Raw genomic sequence first — 23197 nt, forward strand, 5'->3', positions numbered from 1 at the left:
TTGCCGGCGGGAGGCGCCGGCAAGGTCCGCGAGCGTCTATTGCTCGGCGGGAAAATGGATGCTCGCGACCGGCGAGAAATCCCTGGGATCGCGATCGATCAGCCGCGCCGGCGAATAGTCGGCGAGCAGGCCGTCGCGACGCTGGTGGACCAGCTCCTCGGCCACCAGGCGCCCCAGCAGCGGGCCGAGCGTCATGCCGCTATGCGTGGCGACCACGTAGGCGCGCTGCCGCGCGGTGACGAAACCCACCGCGGGCAGGCCGTCGGCCGGCCGCGAGCGCTGGCCGACCGACAGGCGCTCGATGCGCGCATGCCCGGTATTGGCGAACAGGCGGCGCAGGCGCGCCAGCATCTCGCGCCCGACGTAGCCGTCGACGGCGGCCTGGTGGACGGGATCGGCGCGATCGTCGAGATCGGTCGCCTGCAGCAGCAGGCGGCCGCCGCCGTCGGGCCGCACGTTCAGCTCCGGGCCGATCAGGTTGGCGCGCAACTGCACGAATTGCGGATCGGTCGAGGCCAGGAAACCGCAGGCGCGCTTGTCGGGCCGGTTGGCGTCGAGCATGGCCAGCGACACGCCGAGCGCCGGCATCAGCTCGGGCGTCCAGCGGCCGGTGGCGAGCACGCAGTAATCGCCTTGCCAGCGTTCCCCCGTCGACAGGTCGAGCGTCACGCCCTGCGGCGTCTCGGCGATGTCGACCACCGAGATGGACTCGCGCAGCACCGCGCCGTGGCTGCGCGCCTCGGCCCACAGCCGCGCCATCAGGATCGACGGCGAGACCAGCGCCTCCTCGGCGAAATACCGGATCGTGCCGCTGCGCGCATCGATGCGCAGTTCGGGGATGCGCTGCTGCAAGCTTGCACGCGACACTTCCTCGACGGCATAACCGAGCGCCTTCAGGGCCGTTGCGCGCGCATCGAGTTGCACCTGCCTGGCCGCGTCGATCGCCCATTCGTAGGTGCCGCACACGTCCAGCCAGCGCGCCTCGCCGGCGCCGCCGTCCTGCAACGCGACATGCTCGGCCATGCCGGCGCAGTTGAGCGCGTGGTAGCTGTCGGGTTGCTTGCCGTTCGAATTGATCCAGGCGAAGGTCGTGCTGCTGGTGCCCGAGCCCAGGCGCGACTGTTCGAGGATCGACACCTGGGCGCCGAGCCGGGCGAGCGAACGTGCCACCGACAGGCCGATCACGCCGGCGCCGATCACGGCAATACGGGGAGTGCTTGAATTCATGGGATATCCGCCTCAGAGATTCTGCGTCAGACCCGACCAGACGATTTCCAGTTCCAGCGCGATCGAGCGGGCCAGGCCGTCGAGCCCCTGGAACAGCGAGGCATTGGTGATGTTCATGCGGTACAGCCACTTCATCGCGTCCACGCGCAGCGCGCCGGGCAGCACCAGCTTGTGCAGCAGTTCCTCGTCGCTGTCGTAGCCGTCGAGGATCGCCTGCAGCGGCTTGTCGATCACGCCCGGCAGCACGAAGGTGCCTGACTGCGACACCAGCCGCTCGTCCATCGCGCTCGGCTCGCCGGACCAGAGGATCTCGTTGGTATTGGAGAGGAAGTATTTCTGCAGGTTGTCGCCCACGCGCGGATCGATCACGTCGCGCGACAGGCCCGGGCGCGGCTTCGGCACGGCCCGGTTGTTCCAGAGCGCCGGCGTGTTGAGCGCGAAGATCGCCGCGTCGCCGGTGGCGCGCTCCAGCGCGAAGAAGGCCGCCACGAAGGGGCTCTTGGTGAAGTCGAGCAGCCGCGTGGGCGCGCCGTGGTGCTGCATCAGGGCGAGGCAGCGCAGGTCGTCGTCGAGCGTTTCGGGGTGGGGCAGGAAGTTGTGGGCCTTGCGCCGGAACACGCGGATCGCGCGCTCCTCGCGAGAAGGCCATTGCCGGCGGTCGGGGACGTAGTCGCGCAGGTAGCGCGACAGCGAGCTCTCGAGGCGCCAGTCGGCGTTTTGCTGGCCGCGAAAGGCCCAGCCGTCGAGCTCCGTCGCCAGCGCCATGAATTGCTGCCAATCGGACAGTACCGTGGTCTGCATGCTCTCGTTCCTGTGGCGTGATCGATGCGGGGGCCGTGACGGGCCGCTGCCTTGCCGGCGGCCTCGCCCGTTCCTGTCTGGGGATTATCGGTGCGCTGCGTGACGTTTCGCAACCCGGTGTTGTCAATCGCGGCGAGGCGCGGTAGCAGCGGGCGGTTCCCCGTGTGTCCGCGCCGCGTGCACGGCGCGCGCCGCGCGACGCGCGCCCCGTGCGGATGCGATCGTTCCCGGGTCCGCACACGGATGCGGGCCTCTTTCACAGGGGAATCCTTCATGAAGACAAGCAGCAGCCTTTTGACGATGCTCGTCGCGCTGGCGGCGAGCGTGCCGGCCCACGCCCAGGTTTCGTCGGGCATCACCTTGAACGGCCTGATGTCGGTCACCGACATGGGACGCACCGGCGGCGACAACGCCGCGACCATCACCATCCAGTCGAACGAGACGCTCGACTTTCCCGATCCGGACGGCATCACGCATTACGGTCTGATCTTCAACGGCGAGATGAACAAAGGTGCGAACGGGGATCGCATCGGCATCGGCTCGGTGCAGTGGTGCGATGCGACCGCGCCGGGCAAGAGCTGCGTCGCCTCCTCGTCGCTGGTCAGGGCCCAGGGCACGGTCGCGGGCAATTACACGGGCTCGAATCCGCGCGTGCTGGTGCTGGCGCGCGACACCGCCCCTGACAAGTCGCCGCTACCCGCGTCCGGGGCCGCGGTCGGCCAGGAGATCGACGTCGAGACGCACGTCCCGATGCTGATCCGCAACGGCCTGCGCATTGCCGATGAAAACCAGTCCACGGACGCGGGGCCGATCGCGCACGGCATGGTGGAGGACGCCGCGATCGCCATCGTCACCGACAGCGCGCAAGGCAATCTCGGCTTCGACGTCGGCCTGCAGTTCGGCGAGAACCTGCAGGGCTATCCGCAATACTGGCCGATCCTGCCGGGCGGCACGCTGATCCAGGCCTCGAACCCGAACGTGAAGCTCGCCTACGGCCTGGACCTGTCCGGCGCCACCGCCGGTTTCTCGGGCCAGGCGATCGCGCTGCCGATGAATGCCGCGGGCGGCGGCATCGCCTGGGGCGCGTCCAACACGGCGGGCCTGATCTCGAGTTCGGCGAGCACCGGCGGCGGCCGGATGAATTTCAGCGATGCCGGCACCGTGTTCGCCAACGCGAGCGGCGGCACCGTCCTGAACATCGGCGGGGACACCGGCGCCGACCTAGTGAACGACGGCTACATGATCGAGAAGTCCTTGAACGGCTACGTGTACTGCAACGGCGAGCAGCGCTGCAGCGCGTCCCCGAGCCTCGGCCTGGCGGGCACCACGGCCGGCATCGGGGGCAGCGCGCTGGCGGCCGGGCGATGCACCACCGGCAGCGTCCCGATCCCCGGAGCCACCTCGTCGATGAGCGTGACGGCGACGCCCGCCGCCGATCCCGGCGACGGTTACTTCTGGCAGGGCCTCGTCTCGTCCGCCGGCGTGGTGACCGTCAAGCTGTGCGCGGTGGTGCCCGGCACGCCGTCGGTCTCGACCTACAACGTGCGGGTCCTGCCGTAGCCGGCGCGTATCGCGGAAATTAATATTATTAGTCATAAATGCGAACCGCCGTCGCTGCGATTCGGCCTTGCGCAGCCCACCGCGTCGATGCCGACCAGCTCGAGCCGGCCTCGATCGCAGCCGCTGCATGCGAGGGCGACGAAATCTCCGGCGCCCTCGTTTTTCCTGCGCCAGGCAAGCAATCAGACCGACCTGTCGTTTCCCTCGACCGAGCCCCGCGAGTTCGCCGCGGCAAGCGAAGGTCATTCCAGGCAAGCCTAGGGGATTGTCCCGACTCGTAAATCCGGGTTCGCAGGAAATATTATTAGTAACAAATATCGCTCATGAATATTGCCTGATCGACGGGTTCCCCGATCGGAACCGGCCGGGCGGGCAAGCAAGATGAAGGGCCGCGACAGGCGGCAAGCGATCGTCGCGACGCGAACATGCGTCGCGGCGGTTCAATCCATGACAGGCGCACGGCCGGCGAGGGGGCTTTCCGGTGCGGCGCGCAAGGGCAGGGCCGGCATCGCATTCGTGCCACCTGCTTTCCAGTCTCTTTTCGCTTCTTGATTCTGCTTCGACGATCGCGGCCCCGGCTTGCCGCGATCGGCAGTCGTGTGTGGATCGTCATCAACGCGCGTCACTCGTCGCATCCAGCGAGTGGCGCCGCATCGATGCATGGCTTCATCAGCAAGGCTTGTGCGGTTCTGCAGCGGTATCGCGTGACAGATACTTCGGAAAACTTACTATTTGGGATTGATGGAGGATAGGGCTATGTGGAAGCGGAGTGAATTGAGTATCGCGCTGGCGGCGATGACGATGGCGCTGGCCGCCTGCAATGGGGATTCGGACGGCGGCAGCTCGCTGTCCCTGAAGCAGAATTCGCAAGGCGAGAGCCAGGCGCAGAACGGCGCGTCGGCCAGCACCGGCGGCGCGGCCGCCGCCGCGGCCACGCCCTTGCCCTGCGATACGCTGGCCTCGGCGGGCACCGCCTGTTCCGCGGCCCACAGCGTGACGCGCCTGCTGACCAAGGGCTACACGGGCCCCTTGTTCCGCGTGCTCAACCTGAGCAGCAACGCCGAGACGAATATCTTCCCCTACGCGGCCAATTCGGGCGTGACCGCGAACCTGGTCGGCACCACCAACCTCGATGCGCTCAAGCGAGCCTGCGGCAGCGATGCCAGTGGCTGCGTGGTCGACACCATCTACGACCAGATCGACCTGGTCGCGCCGCTGCAATCGGCCGGCAAGTACGGCAACGTGGCCGCCACCCTCAGCGTGGTGAACAACCAGGCCCAGACGCTCACCATCAACGCCACCGGCCAGAGCGTGCCGGTCACCGGCGGCTTCGCGCAATTGCCGCTGCCCAGCGGCGGCAAGCTGACGGTGCAGGTGCACCGTCCCTCGGTCAACTTCCCGAGCCTGCTGAACAATCCCGTGCCGACCAACCAGGCGATCACGATCGGCAACGACCTGCCGTTCGCCGGCGACAAGGCCCCGGCGACCCTCCGCCTGGTGTCGCTGCCGGGCGGGCGCACCACGGTGGCGCTCGACATCCAGGCGCGGCAGTCGTATCGCAATCGCATCGGCACCGTGAACCAGTCGATCGGCGACACGGAAATCGCCGAATACATGGTGGCCGGCGCGGCCCTGCCGTTCGGCGCGACCTCGTCGTGCTGCGGCACCTACGGCAACATGGAGGACAACTCCAGCGGCAGCTTCCAGGGCAGCGGCACGGTTCCGCCCTCGGGCGGCTCGATCCCGGGCGACCCGGTGCTGGTGGACGGCAACGGCAGCAAGGGGCAGATCGAGGGCATGATGTTCGGGCTCGCCTATGCCAGCGGCAACGCGGCCGTGTTCGGCTACGGCCCCGGCTACAAGAACGGCGGCCCCTCGTATTCGGCCAACAACACCGGCGTGAACTGGCCCGGCGTCGACGCGGAAGCGGGCGTCTATCTCTACGGCCCCAAGCAGCCGCTGACCACCGACTTCGTGACCGTGCTGGCGAAATACTCGCCGCAGGGCCAGGCGAACCGCTTCGCGGTGAAGGGCGGCGACTCGGCGCAAGCCACGCTGACCTCGGTCTATGACGGCGTGCCGCCCGAGGCGGTCGACTTCTTCAACGACACCGGCCATCGCCTGCTGGGCCGCTGGGAAGGCGGCCTGTCGCTGGGTGAGGGCGGCGACGAATCGGATGCGCCGATCACCTTCTACGAAGGCGCGATCGTCACGAAGATGAGCTCGGACAAGTCGGACAACGCGATCCAGGGCAGCATCCAGGGCTTCTACGGCCCGGCCGTCGACACCACGGCCGCCGCCTGCCAGGCCAACAACCTGCTCACGCAGCCGCTCGCGCTGGCCAGTACCTCGGCCTGGTCGACCGGCAGCGGCGGTTCGGTGATCGGGCTGACCACCGACATTTCCGGCCAGACCAACCATGCCGCGGTGATCGGCAATGCCAGCGGCAGCCCGTTCGCGCAGATCAACCAATGGATCAAGGTGCAGGGCGGCCAGAGCTACACCTTCACGGACTACCTGCCGGCCAGCTCGGGCCAGACCATCTTCCCGGCCTTCTCGGTGCAGACCGACGACGGCAACCAGACCGAATTCGCGGGCGTGCTCAACACCAACAACGGCGTGATCGTGCCGGGTTCGTGGAGCACCGGGAATTCGACGCTGTCGACCAGCAAGGTGGGCAACTGGTGGAAGGTCAGCATGAGCTTCACGGCGCCCTCGGGTTCGTCGAACGCGCACATCTTCCTCGATCCGCGTACCTCGAACGCCTCGGGCGCGCGCAGCAACCAGAGCGTCAACGACGACCTGTCGGCGACGCACTACTGCCCGGGCCTGTCGATCGCGGCGCGTTGAGGAAGCGGAGGCAGCGGAGGAAGGCGCCCGGATCGAGCGCGTCGATCCGGGCGCTGACGAAGTGGGCACGGTTCGGTTCGGAGCAGGTCGCCGAACCGAGCCATGCCGGCGCGATCCGCGCATCCTCACCCATCCCCGGCCGGCTTCGCCGGCCCCTTTGCTTCCTGCGTCCCGCCACGATAATGCAGCCATGCTGCGATGCAGCTAAACTGCACGGACTCGAACCTGGCGACCCGTTTTCCGAAGGCTCCGCGCTCATTCCGCAATGCGGCAAGCAGCTTTCGTTTCGCCTGCGATTCCCGACTTTTTCGCCCCAGCAGTCCGTTCCGACCCAATGGAGGAAATCATCGTGGATGTAAAGACCAACGGCACGCTCTATGTGCTGCAAACGCGCCCGCCGGCGATCATCGCGCTGTCGTCGGACGGCTCGCACGAGGCGATCGTGACGGACCTGAGCTTTACCCCCGACGGCATCAAGGTCGACGCCGAGAACGGCGTCATCTACTGGTCCAACATGGGCAGCGGCGTGCACCTGATCGATTCCGACCCGGCCGCGGGCGCCGTCCCGCCGAACGACGGCACGATCGAGCGCGCGAACCTCGACGGCAGCGACCATCGCGTGCTGGTGGCATCCGGCCTGGCCGGCACGCCGAAGGAACTCGCGCTCGACATCGAGGGCGGCCTGATCTACTGGTGCGACCGCGAAGGCATGCGCGTGATGCGCGCGCGGCTCGACGGCTCGGAGGTCACGGTGCTGGTGAAGACGGGCGAATTCCCGGCCGACACCGCCGATGCGAAGCGCCACTGCGTGGGCATCGCGCTCGACAAGCCCAACGGCCATCTCTACTGGACCCAGAAGGGCGCGCCCGATGCCGGCGAGGGCCGGATCTTCCGCGCGAGCATCGACCTGCCGGCCGGCGCGGCGCCCGACGCGCGCCCGGACATCGTGTGCCTGCTCGACAAGCTGCCCGAGCCGATCGACCTCGACATCGACAGGCAGAAGAACGTGCTGTACTGGACCGATCGCGGCGACGACGCGCATGACGGCAACACGCTGAACCGCGCGCACGTCACGCCCGACGGGCTCGTGAACCACGAGGTGCTGGCGCACGGGCTCAAGGAGGGCATCGGGCTGTCGCTCGACGAGGCGGGCCGCCGAGCGTTCGTGACCGATCTCGGTGGCAACGTGCTCGAATTCGACATCGACACCACCGAGCGGGATCACTTCACCTCGATCGCCCACCTCGGGCCGCTCACGGGTATCGACTACGTGGCCTGACGAAACGGCACGTCGCGCGTTCGGCGCGCGGCGTGCCGTGCGGATCGCTCTAATCGCCCGGATCGTTCAGCGCGCGACGGCCGCCGCGGCATTCGCCTGCTGCGAGACCTGCGTGAGAATCTGGCCGGCCGCGCCGTAGGACGCGTTCATGTAGATCTTCGCGAACGAATGGCCGAGGGGATCGGAGATCGGGTGCAGCCCCAGTGAGAAGTTCGAGGGCATCACGGTCTGCACCAGGCCGAGGCTGCCGATCACCGCATCCGAGCTCGAGGTCAGGTAGCTGGAGCCCGGCAGCAGGTAACGCGCCGCATTGCCGACATTGACCGTGCTGATCCTGCCCTGCGCCTTCTCCGGCCCGGTGACCAGCACATTGGTCTCGAAGTTGGCATACAGCGAACCCTGGGAGTGGCCCACCAGTACGACCTTGCGGTTCTGCTTCAGATACGCGCGATATTGATTCAGGTGGTCCGGCAATTCCGGAACCTGGCTCTGCGCCAGGATATCGATGTACTTCTGCTCCAGCGCGGCGTCCATGCCGCCCGCGGGAATGCTGCCGCCGTCTATCGCCCGCCAGAAATCGGCCGGGCTCGACCCTTCGATCGCCTTCTGCTTGAACACCTGGTAGAGATCGCTGAAGGTGCCCTGCGTCGCGTTGTAGGCATTGCCATAGACATAGGCGTTGCCGGCATTGCGCGCGTTGAGCTGGGTCTTGAGGATCTGCAGGCTCGCGACGGCATCGTCGAAACTATTGTTGATGCCGTTGACGAACACGATCGCGGTGTTCGACGGGGCGGCCGCCGCGGTAGCCGAGGCGACCGTCGCCGCATTCAGCGGCAGGGAATAGGGCAGCGCGAGCAGCGATCCGGCAATCATCAGGCTGGCTAGTTTTCTCATCGGAGAATGTCCTTGGGTGAGGGAAGGGCACGGCAAGGCGGTGCTCAGTTCTGCAGCGAGCTCGGATCGAAGCTGCAGGACCGGGCGCCGGGATCGTCGAAATACTGGCCGCCGGCCAGCGATTGAAAATGGATATAGGCCTGCGTGTCGGCCTCGGTATCGAGCATCACGGCCCGCGTGTCCTTGATCCGGTCGAGCATCGCCTGCTGGTCGACGCCCGACTTGCCGAGCACGCCCTGGCTCAGCGCGCAGGCGATGCCCTTGGCGATGGCATTGCCGGCATCCTTCGCATCGGCGGGATTGTGGACATCGCGAATGGCCTGGCTCCAGCCGTAGGCGATCTGCGTGAGCGCTTGGCGGGTGGCGGCGGAGTTCGCGTATTCGGCGGCGATATATTCGGTGACGCGGGCGGGAAGGGGCGGCGGTGCGCGGCGTTGTCCCGCAGCCGACGAGGCGGCGCCGGAAAACGTGTTGGCCATCGGCGCATCGGCCGGCCGGTCGATATGCGAGGGCCGATCGGCCGACGCCGAAGTCCCCCGGGCCACGATCGCGAAACACAGGCATGCAAGCAGCCCTGCCGCGAGTATCGCGGCAACGACATATTTCCAACGCATTTTGTTTTGCCCTCTATCGTTTCTTTTTTATTGTGAATTTTCCGGATTGTTCACCGAGTCATTGATTAAGAATGCCAAGCAAAGTTGAAGATTGCATGACAGCATATATTCGGGAAATCGGATAGGGAGGTTGCCACGGATGTGGCTGGGGAGGGCGCCAGGCTGATGCCGGAGTGGGGTGCGCCGGGTCGACCTGGATTGACTGGCATGACCTGGATGACAAACAGGTTTGCAATGAAAATCGCCTCGTTTCATTTCCGAATCAGATCGGCACGGGGCTGGGGTTGGCGATCGTGCGCACCATCGTCGAGCGGATCGGGGCGCGCATCGAGCTCGGCGACGTCGAGCCTGCCGCGCAGGCGGCGAGGATGCGGACGCTAAGGCGACCCAGCCGGCGTCGTCGCCGCGTTCGCGGCATGCCATCCCCCACCGAGTGCCGTCGTCAGGTCGACCGCCGCCTCGATGCGCCGCGCATCGATCCGATCCACCCGTTGCTGGTCCGCCAGGGCGATGGTCTGCGCCGTGACCACGTCGAGATAGCTGACCGCGCCGGCCTGGAAGCGGTTCGTCGTCAGCCGCAGCGAGAGATCGGCCGCCCCGGCGGCGCGCCGCGCGCTGCACGCCTCGTCCGCCAGCGCATGCAGCGAACTCAGGTCGTCCTCCACCTGCTGGAACGCGCTCAGCACGGTCTGCCGGTAGTCGGCCACCGCGCCCTCGTATTGCGCGCTCGCGCCGCGCAGCGTGGCGCTGCGCCGGCCCCCGTCGAACAGCGTGCCGACCAATTGCGGCCCGAGCGACCAGAACAGGCTTGGCGCCGTCAGCCAGGGGGCGAATGCGGCGCTTTCGAGGCCGGCGCCTGCGCTCAATACGAGGTCCGGGAAGAACGCCGCGCGCGCGATGCCGATCCGGGCATTCGCGGCGGCCACGCGGCGCTCGGCCGCCGCGATATCGGGCCGCCGCTCGAGCAGTTGCGACGGCAGGCCTGCAGGGATATCGGGCACGGCCAGCGCCTGCACGCGCGGCGCGATCGCGAAGCTCGAGGCGTTTTCGCCGACCAGGGTCGCGATCGCGTGCTGCAGGCGTGCGCGTTGCGCGCCGACTTCGGTGGCTTGGGTGCGTGCCGATTCATATTGCGTGCGTGCCTGCGCCACCGCCGAGGCGTCGATCGCGCCGTCCGCGAGCTGTTGCTCGAGCAGTTGCAGTGCGCGAGCATATGCCGTCACGGTGCGATCGAGCAGTTGCTGCTGCGTATCGAGCGAGCGCAGCGTGAAGTAGTCGATCGCGAGCTGCGTGCCGATCGCCAGCTTCACGGCGGCCAGATCCGCCGCGCTGGCGTCCGCGCCGGCCTGCGCATCGGCCACCGAGTCGCGGATCCGCCCGAACAGGTCGGGCTCCCAACTGGCGGCGACGCCGGCCGTGTAGTCGGTGGTGGTCTTGCCGGCCAGCGACGAGCCGGCCTTGTTTTGCGAGACGCGTGCGCGGCTCGGCGCGGCGCCGGTCGTGATGGTCGGCAGGAAGTCCGCGCGCTGGACCGAGACGGCGGCACGGGCCGCCTCCAGGTCGGCGATGGCGCGCCGGACCGTCTGGCTCGAGATTGCGACGCGCGCCTCCAGGCGATCGAGATCCGCATCGCCGAAGGCTGTCCACCACGGCCCGCGCGGCGCGGCGTCGAGCGGCGATGCGTGGCGCCAGCCCGGCTGCGCGGCCGCTGCGCCGGCATAGTCGGCGGGTAGCGCGATCGCGGGGCGGACATAGGCCGGCAGGGTCGAGCAGGCGCCGAGCGATAGCGCTGCGAGCCCGGCCGCCAATACCCGGCGCACGGCGACAAAAGAAGGCATGAGCAAGGAAACGGACATCGGGCGCTCCTGTCAGCGCGGCGTGGCAAAAGCCGCGTGCGGGGCCGCCGCGGTCGACATGGCCGGTGTTCCCGGCGCCGCGGGCGTGTTCGCGGTAGCGGCCGGTGCCGCGCGCGCCACGCTCATCACCTGGACCCGCTCGCCGGCCGCCAGCGCGTCGCCGGGGTTGTCGATCACGCGATCCGACGTAGCCAGTCCGGTCGTGATTTCGACACGAGTGCCGAAGTCCCGCCCGATCCGCACGCGCCGCAAGGCCACGCGACCGTCGCCGGCGACGGTCGCTACCGTCACGCCGTCGGGGCGAAACAGCAGGGCACTGACCGGGAGTTCGAGCGCGGGGCGCGCGCTGGCGATCTGCAGGTGCGCTCGTGCGTAAGCGCCGGGCAGCAAGGCACCATCGCCGTTGTCGACGTCGATCTCGACGCGCAGGGTGCGTGTGGCGGGATCGATCGCGCCGCTGCTGCGTGCCACGCGCGCGGCAAAGCGCCGGCCGGGATACTGCGGCGAGCTCAGGTAGACGCCGGTGCCGGCCGCGATGCCGGCGGCGCTGTCCTGCGGTACGTCGACGAACACGCGCAGCCGGTCGGTCTGCTGGAGGTGGAACAACTCGCCGGTCTGCCCGGCCGAGCCGGGCGTGCCGCCGGCCGTCACCAGCGTGCCGAGGTCGACGTTGCGTGCCGTGACCACGCCGGCGAACGGTGCCGTCACACGCTCGAACGAAACCAGTTGCGCGAGATGCGCGACATTCGCCTGGGCCGCCTCGAGCAACGCCCGCTTGGCGTTCATGTCCGCACGTCGGGTGTCGGCGTCCTGCTGCGAGACCGATTGCGTCTTCAGCATCCGTGCCCAGCGCTCGGAGGTCGATGCCGCGTAATCGTAGTTCGCCTGCGCGACGGCCTGGTCGGCGCGCGCCTGCTTCAACTGGGCGTCGAGATCGGGCGCGGCGATGCGTGCCAGCACCTCGCCCGCCTTCACGCGCGTGCCGATATCGGTGCGCCAGCTGTCGACATAGCCGCTGGTGCGCGCGTAGATCGCCGTGTCGGCGAACGGCGCCACCGCGCCGGGCAGGATCAGTTCCTGGTCGGCGGGCGCCCGGGCCGGCAGCACGACCGTGACGGGCAGTGCCTGCTGGTCGGCGGTTTGCGCCTGGCGGGCGGCGCGCGCCGCGACGCGCGGCACGATGCCGATCGCGAGCAGCGCGGCGAAGGCGGCAGCCAGCGCGAGCGGCATCACGAAAGGCCGCCGGCGAGGTGCGGCAGCCGGCTCGGGGGCTTCGGGCGCGGCGCCGGGCTCGGATTCGCCGGGAACAGGGTCGTGCGGGTGGTTCATGATCGGATCGAGTGGATGGCGGTGGACAGGGGGCGGCTCAGTGGGCGTCGGTAGCGGTCGCGTCGGTCGGTGCCGCCTTGGCGCCGCAACCGGCGAGCCGGCGGTGGGCCAGGCCGAACATCACCGGCACGAACAGCAGGGTCGACAGCGTGCCGAACGCGAGCCCGCCGATCACGGCGCGGCCCAGTGGCGCGTTCTGCTCGCCGCCGTCGCCCAGGCCGAGCGCCATCGGCAACATGCCGATCAACATCGCGAGCGCGGTCATCACCACCGGCCGGAAGCGCGTGAAGCCGGCCTCCAGCGCCGCCTGCCAGGGCGGCGTGCCTTCGCGCAGCAGCTCGCGCGCGGCATTGACCACCAGGATGCTGTTGGCGGTCGCGATGCCGACGCAGAGGATGGTCCCGGTCAGCGCGGGTACCGACAGGGTGGTGTGCGTGGCGAACAGCATCCAGGCGATGCCGGCCAGCGAGGCGGGCAGGCCGGCGACGATCACGGCCGGATCGAGCCAGGACTGGAAGTTCACCACCATCAGCAGGTAGACCAGCCCGATCGCGAACAGCAGCCCGGCCAGCAGCCCCGAGAACGAAGCGTTCATGGCCTGCACCTGGCCCCGCAGCACGATGCGCGAGCCCGGCGGCAATTGCGCGCGCGCGGCATTCACCAGCTTGGTCACGTCGGCGGCCACGCCGCCCAGGTCGCGCCCTTGCGCGGATGCATAGATGTCGAGCACCGGCTGCACGTTGTAATGCGAAACCACGGCCTGCTGGCTGACGCGCGAGAAGCTGCCGAGCGAGCCCAGCAGGTTGCGCGCCGCGGCGCCGGCCTGCCCGGCGCCGCCGGGCTGGGGCGAGGGCATCGGCAGGTTGGCGAGCGCCTGCAGCGAGTCGATGTCGTACTGCGGCGCCTCGATCGTGATCGGGTAGCTCACGCCGTTGGCCGGATCGAGCCAGAAGTTCGGCGAGGTCTGCGAACTGCCTGACAGCGCGATCAGCAGGTTCTGCGAGACGTCGCGCTGCTGAAGGCCTGCCAGGATGGCTCGCGTGCGATCGACCTCGACATGGATGGCGGGCTCGTCGCCCGGCTGCTGGATACGCGGGTCCACCAGCCCCGGCACGCCGCGCAGTTGCGCGAGCAACCTGTTCGCGACGGCGCGGTTGGCGTCGAGCCGGTTGCCGACGATCTGGATGTCGATCGGCGAGGGCAGCCCGAAATTGAGGATCTGGCTGACGATATCGGCCGGCAGGAAGGCAAAGCCGACACCGGGGAACGCTGCGCCCAGCGTATTGCGCAGGCGCGCGACGTAGCCGGCGGTCGGGGCATGGCCCGGCTTCAGGGTGATCAGCACGGTGGCGTCCTCGGTGCCGATCGCGCCGCTGGAGTCGTAGCTGAGATTGATGCCGCTGACCGGCACGCCGATAGTGTCGAGCATCGAGGCAATCCGATCTGGGGGAATCACGCTTCGGATGCTCGCTTCCACTTCGTCGGTGAGCCGTGCGGTTTGTTCGATCCGGGTGCCGGTCGGCGCGCGCAGGTGCAGGCGGATCTCGCCGGTATCGACGGCGGGGAAGAAGTCGCGGCCGGCGAACGCGAACAGCGAGAACGAAGCGAGGCAGGCCAGCGCGAAGCCGGAGATCACCGCGCGGCGATGACGGATCGCCCCGGCGAGCAGGCCGCGATAACGCGCGCGCAGCGCCTCGAAACGGTGCTCGAAGCCTCGCTGGAAGCGCGCCAGCGGGCTGCGCGCCGTGCCCGAGGGGGCGTGCAGCAGCCACATCGCGAGGGTCGGCACCAGGGTGCGCGACAGCAGGTAGGAGGCGGCCATCGCGAAGATCACGGCTTGCGCCATCGGCACGAACAGATAGCGCGCCACGCCGGTGAGCAGGAACATCGGCGCGAACACGATGCAGATCGACAGGGTCGAGACGAAGGTCGGCACGGCGATCTCGCCCGCGCCGGTCAGGATCGCGTCCTCGAGCACCGCGCCGCGCTCGAGGTGGTGCGTGATGTTCTCGATCGCGACGGTCGCGTCGTCGACCAGGATCCCCACCGCCAGCGCGAGCCCGCCCAGGGTCATGATGTTGATGGTCTGGCCCAGCGCCGCCAGCGCGAGCAGCGAGCTGAGCACGGCCAGCGGGATCGACACCGCGATGATCAGCGTCGCGCGCCAGCTGCCGAGGAACAGCAGGATCATCAGCGCGGTCAGGCAGGCGGCGATCAGCGCCTCGCGCACCACGCCCTGGATCGCCGATTTCACGAACACCGACTGGTCGCCCAGCGGCGTGATGTTCAGCGCCTTGGGCAGGCCGGCGGCGATCTGCGGCAGCAGCGCCTTGACCTGGCCGATGATCGACAGCGTCGAGGCGCTGCCGGTCTTCTCGATCGTCAGCAGCGCGGCGCGCTTGCCGTCGGCGCGCACGATGTTGGTCTGCGGCACGTAGCCGTCGCGCACGTGGGCGACGTCGCGCAGGTAGATCACGCCGCCGCCGAGCGCCTTCACGGGCAAGTCGTTCAGCGCGGCGATGGTTTGCGTGCTGCCGTTCATCTCCACGTTGTACTCGCGCGCGCCGATCTTCGCCGAACCGCCCGGCAGGATCAGGTTCTGCGCGTTGACGGCATTGACCACGTCGATCGGCGAGAGCCCCTTGGCCTGCAGCGCGCGCGAGTCGAGATCGACCACGATCGAGCGGACCTTGCCGCCGAACGGCAAGGGTACCGCCGCGCCCTGGACGGTGGCGAGCTGGGTGCGGATGAAGCTGTTGCCGAGGTCGTAGAGCTGCTGCTCGGGCAGGCTGTGGCTCGACAAGCCGAGCTGCAGGATCGGCACGGTCGAGGCGCTGTAGGTGATGATGTTCGGCGGCAGCGTGCCGGGCGGCAGCACGCGCAGGATCGACGAGGCGTTGCTGACGGTCTGCGAGATCGCGCGATTGATGTCGGCGCCGGGATGGAAGAACACCTTGATCACCGAGACGCCGTTCAGCGACTGCGATTCGATGTGCTCGATGTCGTCGACGTCGGAGCTGAGCGCGCGCTCGTAGATCGAGGTGATTCGGTGCGCCATGTCCTCGGCCGAGAAGCCGTTGTACTGCCAGACGATGCTGACGACGGGAATGTCGATGTTCGGAAAGATGTCGGTCGGCATGCGCAGTATCGCGAGCGGGCCGGCGATCGCGATCAGCAGCGCGAGCACGACGAAGGTATAGGGCCGGCGCAGGGCCAGCCGGACGATCCACATGGCGGTTCCTTCCGGTCGGAGAAGCGGGACGGCGCGCACGGCGCGACGGCAGGCGCCAGTGTCGCGGCGCGGTGGCCACCGCGTTCTGACGCGAACATGACGAAATCGTCATGCGGCGCGGATGTCGATTTCGTCATCGAGCGGTCAAGCTGCCGGCAAGATGCGGCGCACAGAATGGCCGTGCGGTCCGATCAGGCTTCGAGGCATGAAACGCCGGCGGACCCGACCCTGCCATCGACGATTCGGAGGAAAGCCATGCCCAAGGCAACTCGCTGGTTCGCGGCCGCTTGCGCCGCATGCGTCGCGTCGCTCGCGCTGTCCGCGCAGGCGTTCGCGAAAGTGGACAACAATGGACTGACGCGCGACGAGGTGCGCGCGCAACTGATCGACGCGCAGCGCGACGGCGTGGTGCCGACCACGGATGCGCAATACCCGCCTTCGGCGGTGATGGTCGCGCGCAATCGCGAGCTGTATGCGATCGCGCACCAGGGCAGCACGGAATCGGGCACGCGCACCGCGGCGGCCGAAGGCCGGCCTTAAGCTGCCGTCAAGCCTGGACGCGCCATGCTGGCCGCAGTGCCGTCCTCCCGAGGTTGCCCACCGCCGGGGAGCGGCATCGATGGAAACCGGGACACGCTGGGCTAGTCAACCAAGCGACCGAATCGCTGCCGATGCAAATGGATATGGAGGACAACCAGGACGCGTAATGGACACGGATCGTCAACCTGGACATGCGGTTCTGGCGTCGAGGAAAGTCGAACCCGCTCGGACTCGACTGCGGCGTGGAAGGCGTGTCGTGCGAGCCGGCGCACGATCACGGTTGCGCCGACCAGATAGGCCAGCACGATGTGATGGAAGAGCGGGGTGGTGAAATCCCGAGTGGGCACGCCCAGCAAGAGGATCGACAACAACATCGCTGATTGTGCCGCGAGTGCGGCCAGTGACGCGACCAGCAGGTCGGCGCGGCATGCATCGAGCAGTGCGACGCCGAAAGCGGGACGCGGGCCATGCAAGGGCCGCAGACGGGAAAGGAGCGAGACGCGGGACATGGCTTCGAGTCCGTGTAAGGTGCGATAGGGCGCGACACCCGGCGGACGGCGGAAACAGTGGCGATGCTATGGCTGCCCGGTTGTCGAATTGACAGACCGTTGACAGGTTCAAGTCATGCATTAATAATGAGAATTATTCTCAATTACGGGCGGTTCTCGCTCTCCGCTGAACGTGACTGGCCTGCCCCGCGACGCCGCCGACACATCGCTGATCGGTACCCTGGTCAAGCATTACGACGATCTGGTGAACCATGTCCGTCATCGTTTTGGCGACCGCGCCTTCGCACGAGACGTGGTGCAGGATGTTTGCGTGCAGTTATTGCAGCGGCCGCCGGACGAGCGTATCCATACGCCGCTGGCGTTCCTCAGGCATTTGTCGATCCATCGCGCGATCGATCGGTGGCGCGGCGAGGAGGCTCGTGCCACCCACGTCGACCTGACCGGTCTGGCGGCGCCGGATATTCGTTCGGATGATGTGGACGGGGAGCAAGTCTTGACCTACCAGCAAACCGTACGCGAACTGGAACGGATAATCGACGATCTGCCTGCCAGGTGTCGCGAGGTCTTCATTCTCCATAAGCTGCATGAACTTTCGCAGGACGAAGTGGCTGCCGAGTTGCGTATTTCACGTAACATGGTCGCCAAACATCTCGCCCGTGCGATGGTTGCACTGGCGCCGGTCCTTCAAACTCCGTTGCGAACCGCGACGTCGAATCACGATGCAGCCTGAGCATTCCCGCCGTACCGATTCCGCCGACCCGCCCGAGGACGCCCTCGGCGACTATCTCGGCGCGCTGCGCGAGCGCTATCCGCTCGACGTGGTGCGCCGCCGGGTGTCCCGCCGCCGTGCCCTGCGGCGCACCGCCGGCGGCGTGGCCTTGTGCGCCGTGCTCGGCGTGGCGGCGTGGCGCGTCGATCCCGCCTATCGCGTCGAGCAACTGGATACGGCAGTCGGCGAGCATCGCGACTGGCATCTCGCCGACGGCACCCGGGTGGTGCTCAATACCGGCTCGGCCGTGAGCGTCGAATGGCGGCTGCGCTCGCGCCGGCTTGTCGTCGAGCGTGGCGAGGCCTACGTGGAGGTCGCGCATTCCGCGCTGCGCCCGTTGATCACGCTGGCCGGCGGCGCGGTGATTCGCGATATCGGTACCGCGTTCACGGTGCGCCGCGAGGCGGCGCTCACGCGGGTGGGGGTGCAAAGCGGCGCGGTCAGCGTCGCGCTGGCCGGCCAGCCGCCCGCCGAACTGCGCCGCGGCCAGCAGGTCGAGCTCGATACGGCCGCCGGTCGCATCGAGGCCGTGCAAACCCTGGACGAGGACTCGCTCGCCTGGGTGCAGGGCCGCCTGTGGTTCGATCGCACGCCCTTGCCGAGCGTGGCCGCCGAGATCCAGCGCTACCGCGCCGCGCCGGTGCGGGTAGCGCCCGACGCGGCCGCGCTCACGCTGTCGGGCCAGTTCAACAGCGCCGACGTCGATACCCTGATCGACCTGTTGCCGCGTGTGCTGCCGGTGCGCGTCACGCACCAGGCCGACGGCGCCGTCCTGATCGCGCGTCGCTAGACAGACCGCCGGCGCTCGGCTCGCCGGCGGTTTCTCCCGTTTCCTCCAAAAATATTTTCACCGGGACGTCAACAAACCGGGAGGCCGATCCGGCAACCCTCGTAGAACGTGTTCAACAATTCTGCGAGGAGTGGCGGCAATGGGTTTCACGGGGCGCCGGTTGGCGATCGGACGATATGTATCGGTGGCGCTCGCAAGCACTTGCGTGTCGGCCATCGCCTGGGGGCAGGGCGCGGCGCAGCGCTACGAGATTCCCGCGCAGCGGCTCGACCGCGCGCTCAATGTATTCGCGCGCCAGTCCGGTACGCAGTTGCTGTTCGCGCCGTCGCTGGCCGAATCGCGCACCAGCCAGGCCGTGCAAGGGGAGATGGCGCCGGCCGACGCGCTGGCGCGCCTGCTGTCCGGCACCGGGCTGCGGGCCCGGGCCACGGCGGCCGATATCTTTACGATCGACATCGCGCCGGCCGCATCGGGCGCGGCGCATGCGCCGATGCCGGCCGCCGAACTGGCCGCGATCGAGGTCTCGACGGAGCGCACGCACAGCGATCTGGTGCGTCCGACGCGGCAGGCCACCGTGATCGACCGCGCCGAGCTGCAGCAGCTCCAGGGCGGCTCGAACAATCTGGCCACGGTACTCAGCAAGGCGGTGCCGGGCTTCGCCGATTCGAGCCACACCATTACCGACTATGGCCAGACGCTGCGCGGTCGCAACGTGCTGGTGCTGGTCGACGGCGTGCCGCTCAATACCAACCGCGATTCCGCCCGCAACCTCGCCAACATCGATCCGAACGATATCGAGAAGGTCGAGGTCCTGCGGGGCAGCAATGCGATCTACGGCAGCGGCGCGACGGGGGGCATCGTCTCGGTCACGACGCGGCCGGCGGGCGGCCCGCCGCGCGCCGAAACCACGTTTTCGATGGAAACGCCGCTGTCGCACCTGGGCAGCGGCGGCCTGGGCGGCACCCTGCGGCAGTTCTTCAGCGGCAGCCACGGTCCGCTCGACTACGAGTTCAACGTCAGCGGCCAGCATGTCGGCAGCTCCTACGACGCACGTGGGCATCGCATCGCGCCGGAGCCGAGCCAGGGCGACCTGTTCGATTCGGACATCTACAGCGTGGGCGGCAAGCTCGGCGCGCGGATCGACGCGAACCAGCGCATCGTGTTCTCGGCCAGCCACTACGACGCGAAGCAGGACACGCATGTCGGCAGCGACCCCTCGGTGGCGAAGCTGCCGCCCGGCACCGCGGTGGCGCGGCCGCTCGACGGGCTGCAGCTCGCCGACCAGAACCGCATCCGCAATACCATCCTGAACCTGCAGTACGAGAACAAGGACGTGTACGGCAGCACGGTGTCGACGCAGTTCTACTACCGGGATTACTTCACGCGCTTCGCGCCCTTCGACGCGCGCGCGGTCGCCACGCGCGGCAACAACATCGACCAGGTGATGCAGGATTCGACCGTGTTCGGCAGCCGCCTGACGATCACCACGCCGCTCGACCAGGCCAGGCGCACCAAGCTGCTGTGGGGCGCGGACTTCAACCAGGAACGCAGCGACATGCCGGACGACATCTTCTCGCCGGCGGCCTACGATGCGAGCGGCGGCCTCGTTTACCAGAAGACCGGGCGCCTGATGTACCTGCCGCCGCTGACCACGCGCAGCATCGGCGGCTTCGCGCAATTGCAGCACAAGTTCAACGAGCGATGGTCGGCCGAGGGCGGCATCCGCTACGAGCACGCCAGCGCGAGCTTCGACGATTTCACGCCGCTCTCGCAACTGCGTGCGGCCAGGCCCTATCGCGTGCCGGGCGGCTCCACCGGCTTCGGCGCCTGGCTGTTCAACGCGGGCCTGTCCTATGCGCCGATCCCGGGGCAGACGGTCTATGCCTCGTTCAGCCAGGGCTTCCAGCTTCCCGACGTCGGCCTGCAACTGCGCAACGCCACCACCGGCTTCGATATCGGCTCGTCGAGCCTGGCGCCGGTCAAGACCAACAACTACGAGATCGGCTGGCGCGGCAACCTCGGCAACCAGGCCGACGGCACGCTCGCGCTGTTCTACACGACCTCCGAGCTCGGCGACGTGCAGAGCTTCAACAATGGCCTGATCCTGACGCGCACGGCCGAGCGGATCGCCGGCGTGGAGGCCAGCGTGGACTGGCTGTCCGCCAGCGAGAAGTGGGGCATCGGCGGCACGGCCACGTATCTGCAAGGCCGCGAGCGGCCGCAAGGCAGCGCCAACTACCAGGACATGACCGGCTATCGCATCCCGCCGCTCAAGCTCACCGCCTATCTCGAGTACCGGCCCACGCCGCGCTGGAGCAACCGCCTGCAGGGCACCTTCTACGCGGCGCGCGACTACCGGCTCAACGGCAAGATCGGCTTCGGCCGGCTCGAGGTGGCGAGCTATACCACGCTCGACCTGATGTCGACCTGGCAGATCAGCAAGCAGGACAAGCTCGGCGTCGGCGTGGAGAACCTGCTGAACCGCTACTACCTGCCGCTCTACAGCCAGCTCATGCGCAACAGCAATAACACCAGCCGGTTGCCCGCCGCCGGCGCGGTCCTGAGCGCGAGCTACACGCACCGCTGGTAATCCGGCAGGGCGCCGATCGGGCGCCTTGCCGTTTCGATTCGTAATGAGACGCAATCTCATTATTTTTTGAGCGTTTTCAACAGGAGGCAAGCATGATCGGAAACGACATCGTGGATTGCATCGGCGCGACGCCGCTGGTGCGGCTCGGGCGCATGTTCGGGCCGCGGGCGCAGGTGTTCGCCAAGCTCGAGATGCTGAACCCGGCGGGCAGCATCAAGGACAGGCCCGCGCGCTACATCGTCGAGCGCGGCCTCGCCGACGGCAGCATCGCGCCCGGCGCGCACGTGGTCGAGAGTTCGTCGGGCAATCTCGCGATCGCGCTGGCGATGGTGTGCAGCGTGAAGGGCCTGCGCTTCACGGCCGTGGTCGACCCGAAGATCTCGTCGACCAACCTGCAGATCCTGCGCGCCTACGGGGCCGGCATCGAGCGCGTGACCGAGCGTGACAGCCAGGGCGGCTACCTGGAGACGCGCATCGCCCGCGTGCGCGAGTTGCTCGCGGCGGAACCGGGCGCGGTCTGGATCAACCAGTACGGCAATCCGCGCAACTGGGAGAGCCACTTCCATGGCGAGGGCGACGAGATCGCGCGCGCGCTCGGCGAGCCGGCCGACCTGCTGGTGCTCGGCGTCAGCACCTCCGGCACCATCCTCGGCCTCGCGCGGCGCCTGCGCGAAGCCTGGCCCGGGCTGCGCGTGGTCGGTGTCGACGCGGTCGGCTCGGTGCTGTTCGGCGCCAGGCCGGGGCCGCGCGAGCTGCCTGGAATCGGCGCGAGCCGCGTGCCCGAACTGCTGTGCCGCGACGACATCGACCAGGTGATCCATGTCGACGACCACGACGCGGCGCTCGGCTGCCGCCGGCTGCTGGCCGCCGAGGGGATCTTCGCGGGCGGTTCGTCGGGCGCGGTGGTGGTGGCGATCGAGCGGCTGCTGGCGAGCGCGCCCGCCGCCGCGCGACCCCCGCGCATCGTCACGCTGCTGCCCGATCGAGGCGAGCGTTATCTCGACACCGTCTACGACGATGCCTGGCTCGCGCGTGTCGCGGCCGCGCGCCGTCATTCGGCCGCCCCGATCGAGGCGGCATTTCCCGTTTCCCTGTCCGAGGCGATTCACTGACATGCACGATTCCCGTACCGAAACCGGCTTGCTCTACCTGGGCCGGCAAGACCTCGTCGCGCTCGGCGGCGACCGCTCGCAAGCCTATGTCGACGCGATCGCCGACGGCCTCGCGCTGCATGCGCGGCGTGCCTTTGTCCAGCCGCTCAAGCCCTATCTGCGCTGGCCCGGCGCCGACCATATCGCCGACCGCATCATCGCGATGCCGTGTTATGTGGGCGGCGCGGACCCGATTGCCGGGCTCAAGTGGATCGGCAGCCGCCAGCACAATCCGGCGCGCCACGGCCTGGCGCGCGCCAGCGCGGTGATCGTGCTGAACGACGCCGACACGAATTACCCGCTGGCGATCCTCGAGGGCGGCCTGATCAGCGGCATGCGCACCGCGGCCATCAGCGCGGTGGCGGCACGCCACCTGGCGCGGCCCGGTTTCGCCGAGGTCGCCTGCATCGGCTGCGGGCCGATCGCGCGGATGCAGATCCAGACGCTGGTCGAGCAGTTCGACTCGATCCGTCGGATCCGCGTGTTCGACCTCTCGACCGAGGCGATGCGGGCATTTGCATGCTGGCTCGGCGAGCGCTACCCGCATCTGGCCTGCGACGAGGCCCCCAGCGCCGAGGCCGCCGTGCGCGGCGGCGAGGTGGTGGTGACCTGCACCGTGGCCGACGCGCCCTACCTCGAATTCGACTGGATCCAGCGCGGCGCCTTCGTCTGCAACGTCTCGATCATGGATGTCCACAAGGACGTGTACGAACGCGTGGAGAAGGTCGTGGTCGACGACTGGGAGCAGTCGAACCGCGAGAAGAAGATCATCAACCAGCTCGTGCTCGAAGGGCGCTTCAGCCGCGAGCGGCTGCATGCCGAACTGGGCGAGATCGTGATCGGCGAGCGTCCGGGCCGCGAGAACGACGACGAGATCATCCTGCTCAATCCGATGGGAATGGCGCTCGACGACATGGTCTGCGCGCGGCACTTCTACCGGCTCGCGCAACAGCGCGGCGTCGGCACGCGGCTGGCCCTGCTATGAGCGAGCTCGCGATCGCGGTCTGCGCCGAGGCCGAAGGCGAGCACCGACTGGCCCAGGACCTGTTCGATGCGCTCTGGCTCGAGAACGCCTTCGGTTTTCGCGAGCGAGCCGCCTGGCACGGCGCCTGCCTGGCGGTGCCGCTCGGGGCGGGGCGCTCGCTGGTCTGGCGCGGACGGCGCGTGGCCGGCTGGCGGCCGTTGCGCCTGGCGCGCGAGGCGGCG

The 23197-nt window shown here is 68.4% G+C and carries 17 protein-coding genes and 1 pseudogene; 10 read left to right on the plus strand and 8 right to left on the minus strand.

Features of this window, described 5'->3' with window-relative positions:
- Nucleotides 1-36: 36 nt before the first annotated feature.
- Complete coding sequence (locus tag F3J18_RS18380; protein WP_166913588.1) at nt 37-1227, minus strand: FAD-binding oxidoreductase; 1191 nt, start codon at nt 1225-1227, stop codon at nt 37-39.
- A gap of 12 nt (nt 1228-1239) precedes the next feature.
- Entirely contained in the window at nt 1240-2028 is a 789-nt protein-coding gene (locus tag F3J18_RS18385; protein ID WP_013698133.1) for an FRG domain-containing protein, read from the minus strand.
- A 273-nt stretch (nt 2029-2301) separates the two neighbouring features.
- On the opposite strand from F3J18_RS18385, the gene F3J18_RS18390 reads away from it, so the two are divergent.
- The 3 genes from F3J18_RS18390 to F3J18_RS18400 all read left to right on the plus strand — a co-directional run bounded on the left by F3J18_RS18390 (nt 2302) and on the right by F3J18_RS18400 (nt 7717).
- A complete protein-coding gene (locus F3J18_RS18390; protein WP_166913589.1) occupies nt 2302-3588 on the plus strand; it encodes a hypothetical protein in 1287 nt (428 codons plus the stop codon).
- A 756-nt stretch (nt 3589-4344) separates the two neighbouring features.
- Nucleotides 4345-6438 (plus strand): arabinofuranosidase catalytic domain-containing protein, encoded by a 2094-nt coding sequence (locus F3J18_RS18395; RefSeq protein ID WP_166913590.1) that lies wholly within the window; start codon nt 4345-4347, stop codon nt 6436-6438.
- A gap of 349 nt (nt 6439-6787) precedes the next feature.
- Nucleotides 6788-7717, plus strand: coding sequence for a hypothetical protein (locus F3J18_RS18400; protein ID WP_345891752.1), 930 nt, complete (start codon nt 6788-6790; stop codon nt 7715-7717).
- A gap of 66 nt (nt 7718-7783) precedes the next feature.
- Here F3J18_RS18400 and F3J18_RS18405 read toward each other — a convergent pair whose 3' ends face one another.
- The 5 genes from F3J18_RS18405 to F3J18_RS18425 all read right to left on the minus strand — a co-directional run bounded on the left by F3J18_RS18405 (nt 7784) and on the right by F3J18_RS18425 (nt 15642).
- Entirely contained in the window at nt 7784-8611 is an 828-nt protein-coding gene (locus F3J18_RS18405) for a hypothetical protein (protein WP_166913592.1), read from the minus strand.
- A gap of 44 nt (nt 8612-8655) precedes the next feature.
- Nucleotides 8656-9225: a hypothetical protein gene (locus F3J18_RS18410; RefSeq protein WP_166913593.1), complete on the minus strand. Its 570-nt coding sequence runs from the start codon at nt 9223-9225 to the stop codon at nt 8656-8658.
- A 377-nt stretch (nt 9226-9602) separates the two neighbouring features.
- Nucleotides 9603-11081: an efflux transporter outer membrane subunit gene (locus F3J18_RS18415; RefSeq protein WP_240156408.1), complete on the minus strand. Its 1479-nt coding sequence runs from the start codon at nt 11079-11081 to the stop codon at nt 9603-9605.
- 12 nt (nt 11082-11093) lie between these two features.
- Nucleotides 11094-12410: an efflux RND transporter periplasmic adaptor subunit gene (locus F3J18_RS18420; protein WP_166913594.1), complete on the minus strand. Its 1317-nt coding sequence runs from the start codon at nt 12408-12410 to the stop codon at nt 11094-11096.
- A gap of 37 nt (nt 12411-12447) precedes the next feature.
- Nucleotides 12448-15642 carry an efflux RND transporter permease subunit gene (locus tag F3J18_RS18425; protein ID WP_240154705.1) on the minus strand — a complete coding sequence of 1065 codons (3195 nt, stop codon included), beginning with the start codon at nt 15640-15642 and terminating at the stop codon, nt 12448-12450.
- A 255-nt stretch (nt 15643-15897) separates the two neighbouring features.
- On the opposite strand from F3J18_RS18425, the gene F3J18_RS18430 reads away from it, so the two are divergent.
- A complete protein-coding gene (locus F3J18_RS18430; RefSeq protein ID WP_166913600.1) occupies nt 15898-16182 on the plus strand; it encodes a DUF4148 domain-containing protein in 285 nt (94 codons plus the stop codon).
- A 101-nt stretch (nt 16183-16283) separates the two neighbouring features.
- On the opposite strand, the gene F3J18_RS18435 is transcribed toward F3J18_RS18430, so the two are convergent.
- Nucleotides 16284-16691, minus strand: coding sequence for a hypothetical protein (locus F3J18_RS18435; RefSeq protein ID WP_166913595.1), 408 nt, complete (start codon nt 16689-16691; stop codon nt 16284-16286).
- Between the two features lie 172 nt (nt 16692-16863).
- Here F3J18_RS18435 and F3J18_RS18440 point away from each other — a divergent pair, with 172 nt between their 5' ends.
- The 6 genes and pseudogenes from F3J18_RS18440 to F3J18_RS18465 form a co-directional block, all read left to right on the plus strand.
- Nucleotides 16864-17421 (plus strand): RNA polymerase sigma factor, encoded by a 558-nt coding sequence (locus F3J18_RS18440; protein WP_242411504.1) that lies wholly within the window; start codon nt 16864-16866, stop codon nt 17419-17421.
- Complete coding sequence (locus F3J18_RS18445; RefSeq protein ID WP_025101840.1) at nt 17411-18250, plus strand: FecR domain-containing protein; 840 nt, start codon at nt 17411-17413, stop codon at nt 18248-18250. Before F3J18_RS18440 ends, F3J18_RS18445 begins: the two co-directional genes overlap by 11 nt.
- 139 nt (nt 18251-18389) lie before the next feature.
- Entirely contained in the window at nt 18390-20840 is a 2451-nt protein-coding gene (locus F3J18_RS18450; RefSeq protein ID WP_166913596.1) for a TonB-dependent receptor, read from the plus strand.
- A 92-nt stretch (nt 20841-20932) separates the two neighbouring features.
- A complete protein-coding gene (sbnA, locus tag F3J18_RS18455) occupies nt 20933-21952 on the plus strand; it encodes a 2,3-diaminopropionate biosynthesis protein SbnA (RefSeq protein ID WP_025101838.1) in 1020 nt (339 codons plus the stop codon).
- 1 nt (nt 21953) lies between these two features.
- On the plus strand, nt 21954-22976 hold the full coding sequence (gene sbnB, locus F3J18_RS18460; RefSeq protein ID WP_166913597.1) for a 2,3-diaminopropionate biosynthesis protein SbnB: 1023 nt from the start codon (nt 21954-21956) through the stop codon (nt 22974-22976).
- A pseudogene (locus F3J18_RS18465) lies at nt 22973-23197 on the plus strand (hypothetical protein); the annotation flags it as partial. The gene sbnB and the pseudogene F3J18_RS18465, both read left to right, overlap by 4 nt.

This window comes from Burkholderia sp. Ax-1720 (genome assembly GCF_011753035.1).
GTDB classification, from domain to species: Bacteria; Pseudomonadota; Gammaproteobacteria; order Burkholderiales; family Burkholderiaceae; genus Burkholderia; species Burkholderia gladioli.

Excerpts from the sequence above, each read along its gene's own strand:
- F3J18_RS18380 (WP_166913588.1), bottom strand. The coding sequence starts at position 1,227 with ATGAATTCAAGCACTCCCCGTATTGCCGTGATCGGCGCCGGCGTGATC.
- F3J18_RS18385 (WP_013698133.1), bottom strand. The coding sequence starts at position 2,028 with ATGCAGACCACGGTACTGTCCGATTGGCAGCAATTCATGGCGCTGGCG.
- F3J18_RS18390 (WP_166913589.1), top strand. The coding sequence starts at position 2,302 with ATGAAGACAAGCAGCAGCCTTTTGACGATGCTCGTCGCGCTGGCGGCG.
- F3J18_RS18395 (WP_166913590.1), top strand. The coding sequence starts at position 4,345 with ATGTGGAAGCGGAGTGAATTGAGTATCGCGCTGGCGGCGATGACGATG.
- F3J18_RS18405 (WP_166913592.1), bottom strand. The coding sequence starts at position 8,611 with ATGAGAAAACTAGCCAGCCTGATGATTGCCGGATCGCTGCTCGCGCTG.
- F3J18_RS18410 (WP_166913593.1), bottom strand. The coding sequence starts at position 9,225 with ATGCGTTGGAAATATGTCGTTGCCGCGATACTCGCGGCAGGGCTGCTT.
- F3J18_RS18415 (WP_240156408.1), bottom strand. The coding sequence starts at position 11,081 with ATGTCCGTTTCCTTGCTCATGCCTTCTTTTGTCGCCGTGCGCCGGGTA.
- F3J18_RS18420 (WP_166913594.1), bottom strand. The coding sequence starts at position 12,410 with ATGAACCACCCGCACGACCCTGTTCCCGGCGAATCCGAGCCCGGCGCC.
- F3J18_RS18425 (WP_240154705.1), bottom strand. The coding sequence starts at position 15,642 with ATGTGGATCGTCCGGCTGGCCCTGCGCCGGCCCTATACCTTCGTCGTG.
- F3J18_RS18430 (WP_166913600.1), top strand. The coding sequence starts at position 15,898 with ATGCCCAAGGCAACTCGCTGGTTCGCGGCCGCTTGCGCCGCATGCGTC.
- F3J18_RS18435 (WP_166913595.1), bottom strand. The coding sequence starts at position 16,691 with ATGTCCCGCGTCTCGCTCCTTTCCCGTCTGCGGCCCTTGCATGGCCCG.
- F3J18_RS18445 (WP_025101840.1), top strand. The coding sequence starts at position 17,411 with ATGCAGCCTGAGCATTCCCGCCGTACCGATTCCGCCGACCCGCCCGAG.
- F3J18_RS18450 (WP_166913596.1), top strand. The coding sequence starts at position 18,390 with ATGGGTTTCACGGGGCGCCGGTTGGCGATCGGACGATATGTATCGGTG.
- sbnA (WP_025101838.1), top strand. The coding sequence starts at position 20,933 with ATGATCGGAAACGACATCGTGGATTGCATCGGCGCGACGCCGCTGGTG.
- sbnB (WP_166913597.1), top strand. The coding sequence starts at position 21,954 with ATGCACGATTCCCGTACCGAAACCGGCTTGCTCTACCTGGGCCGGCAA.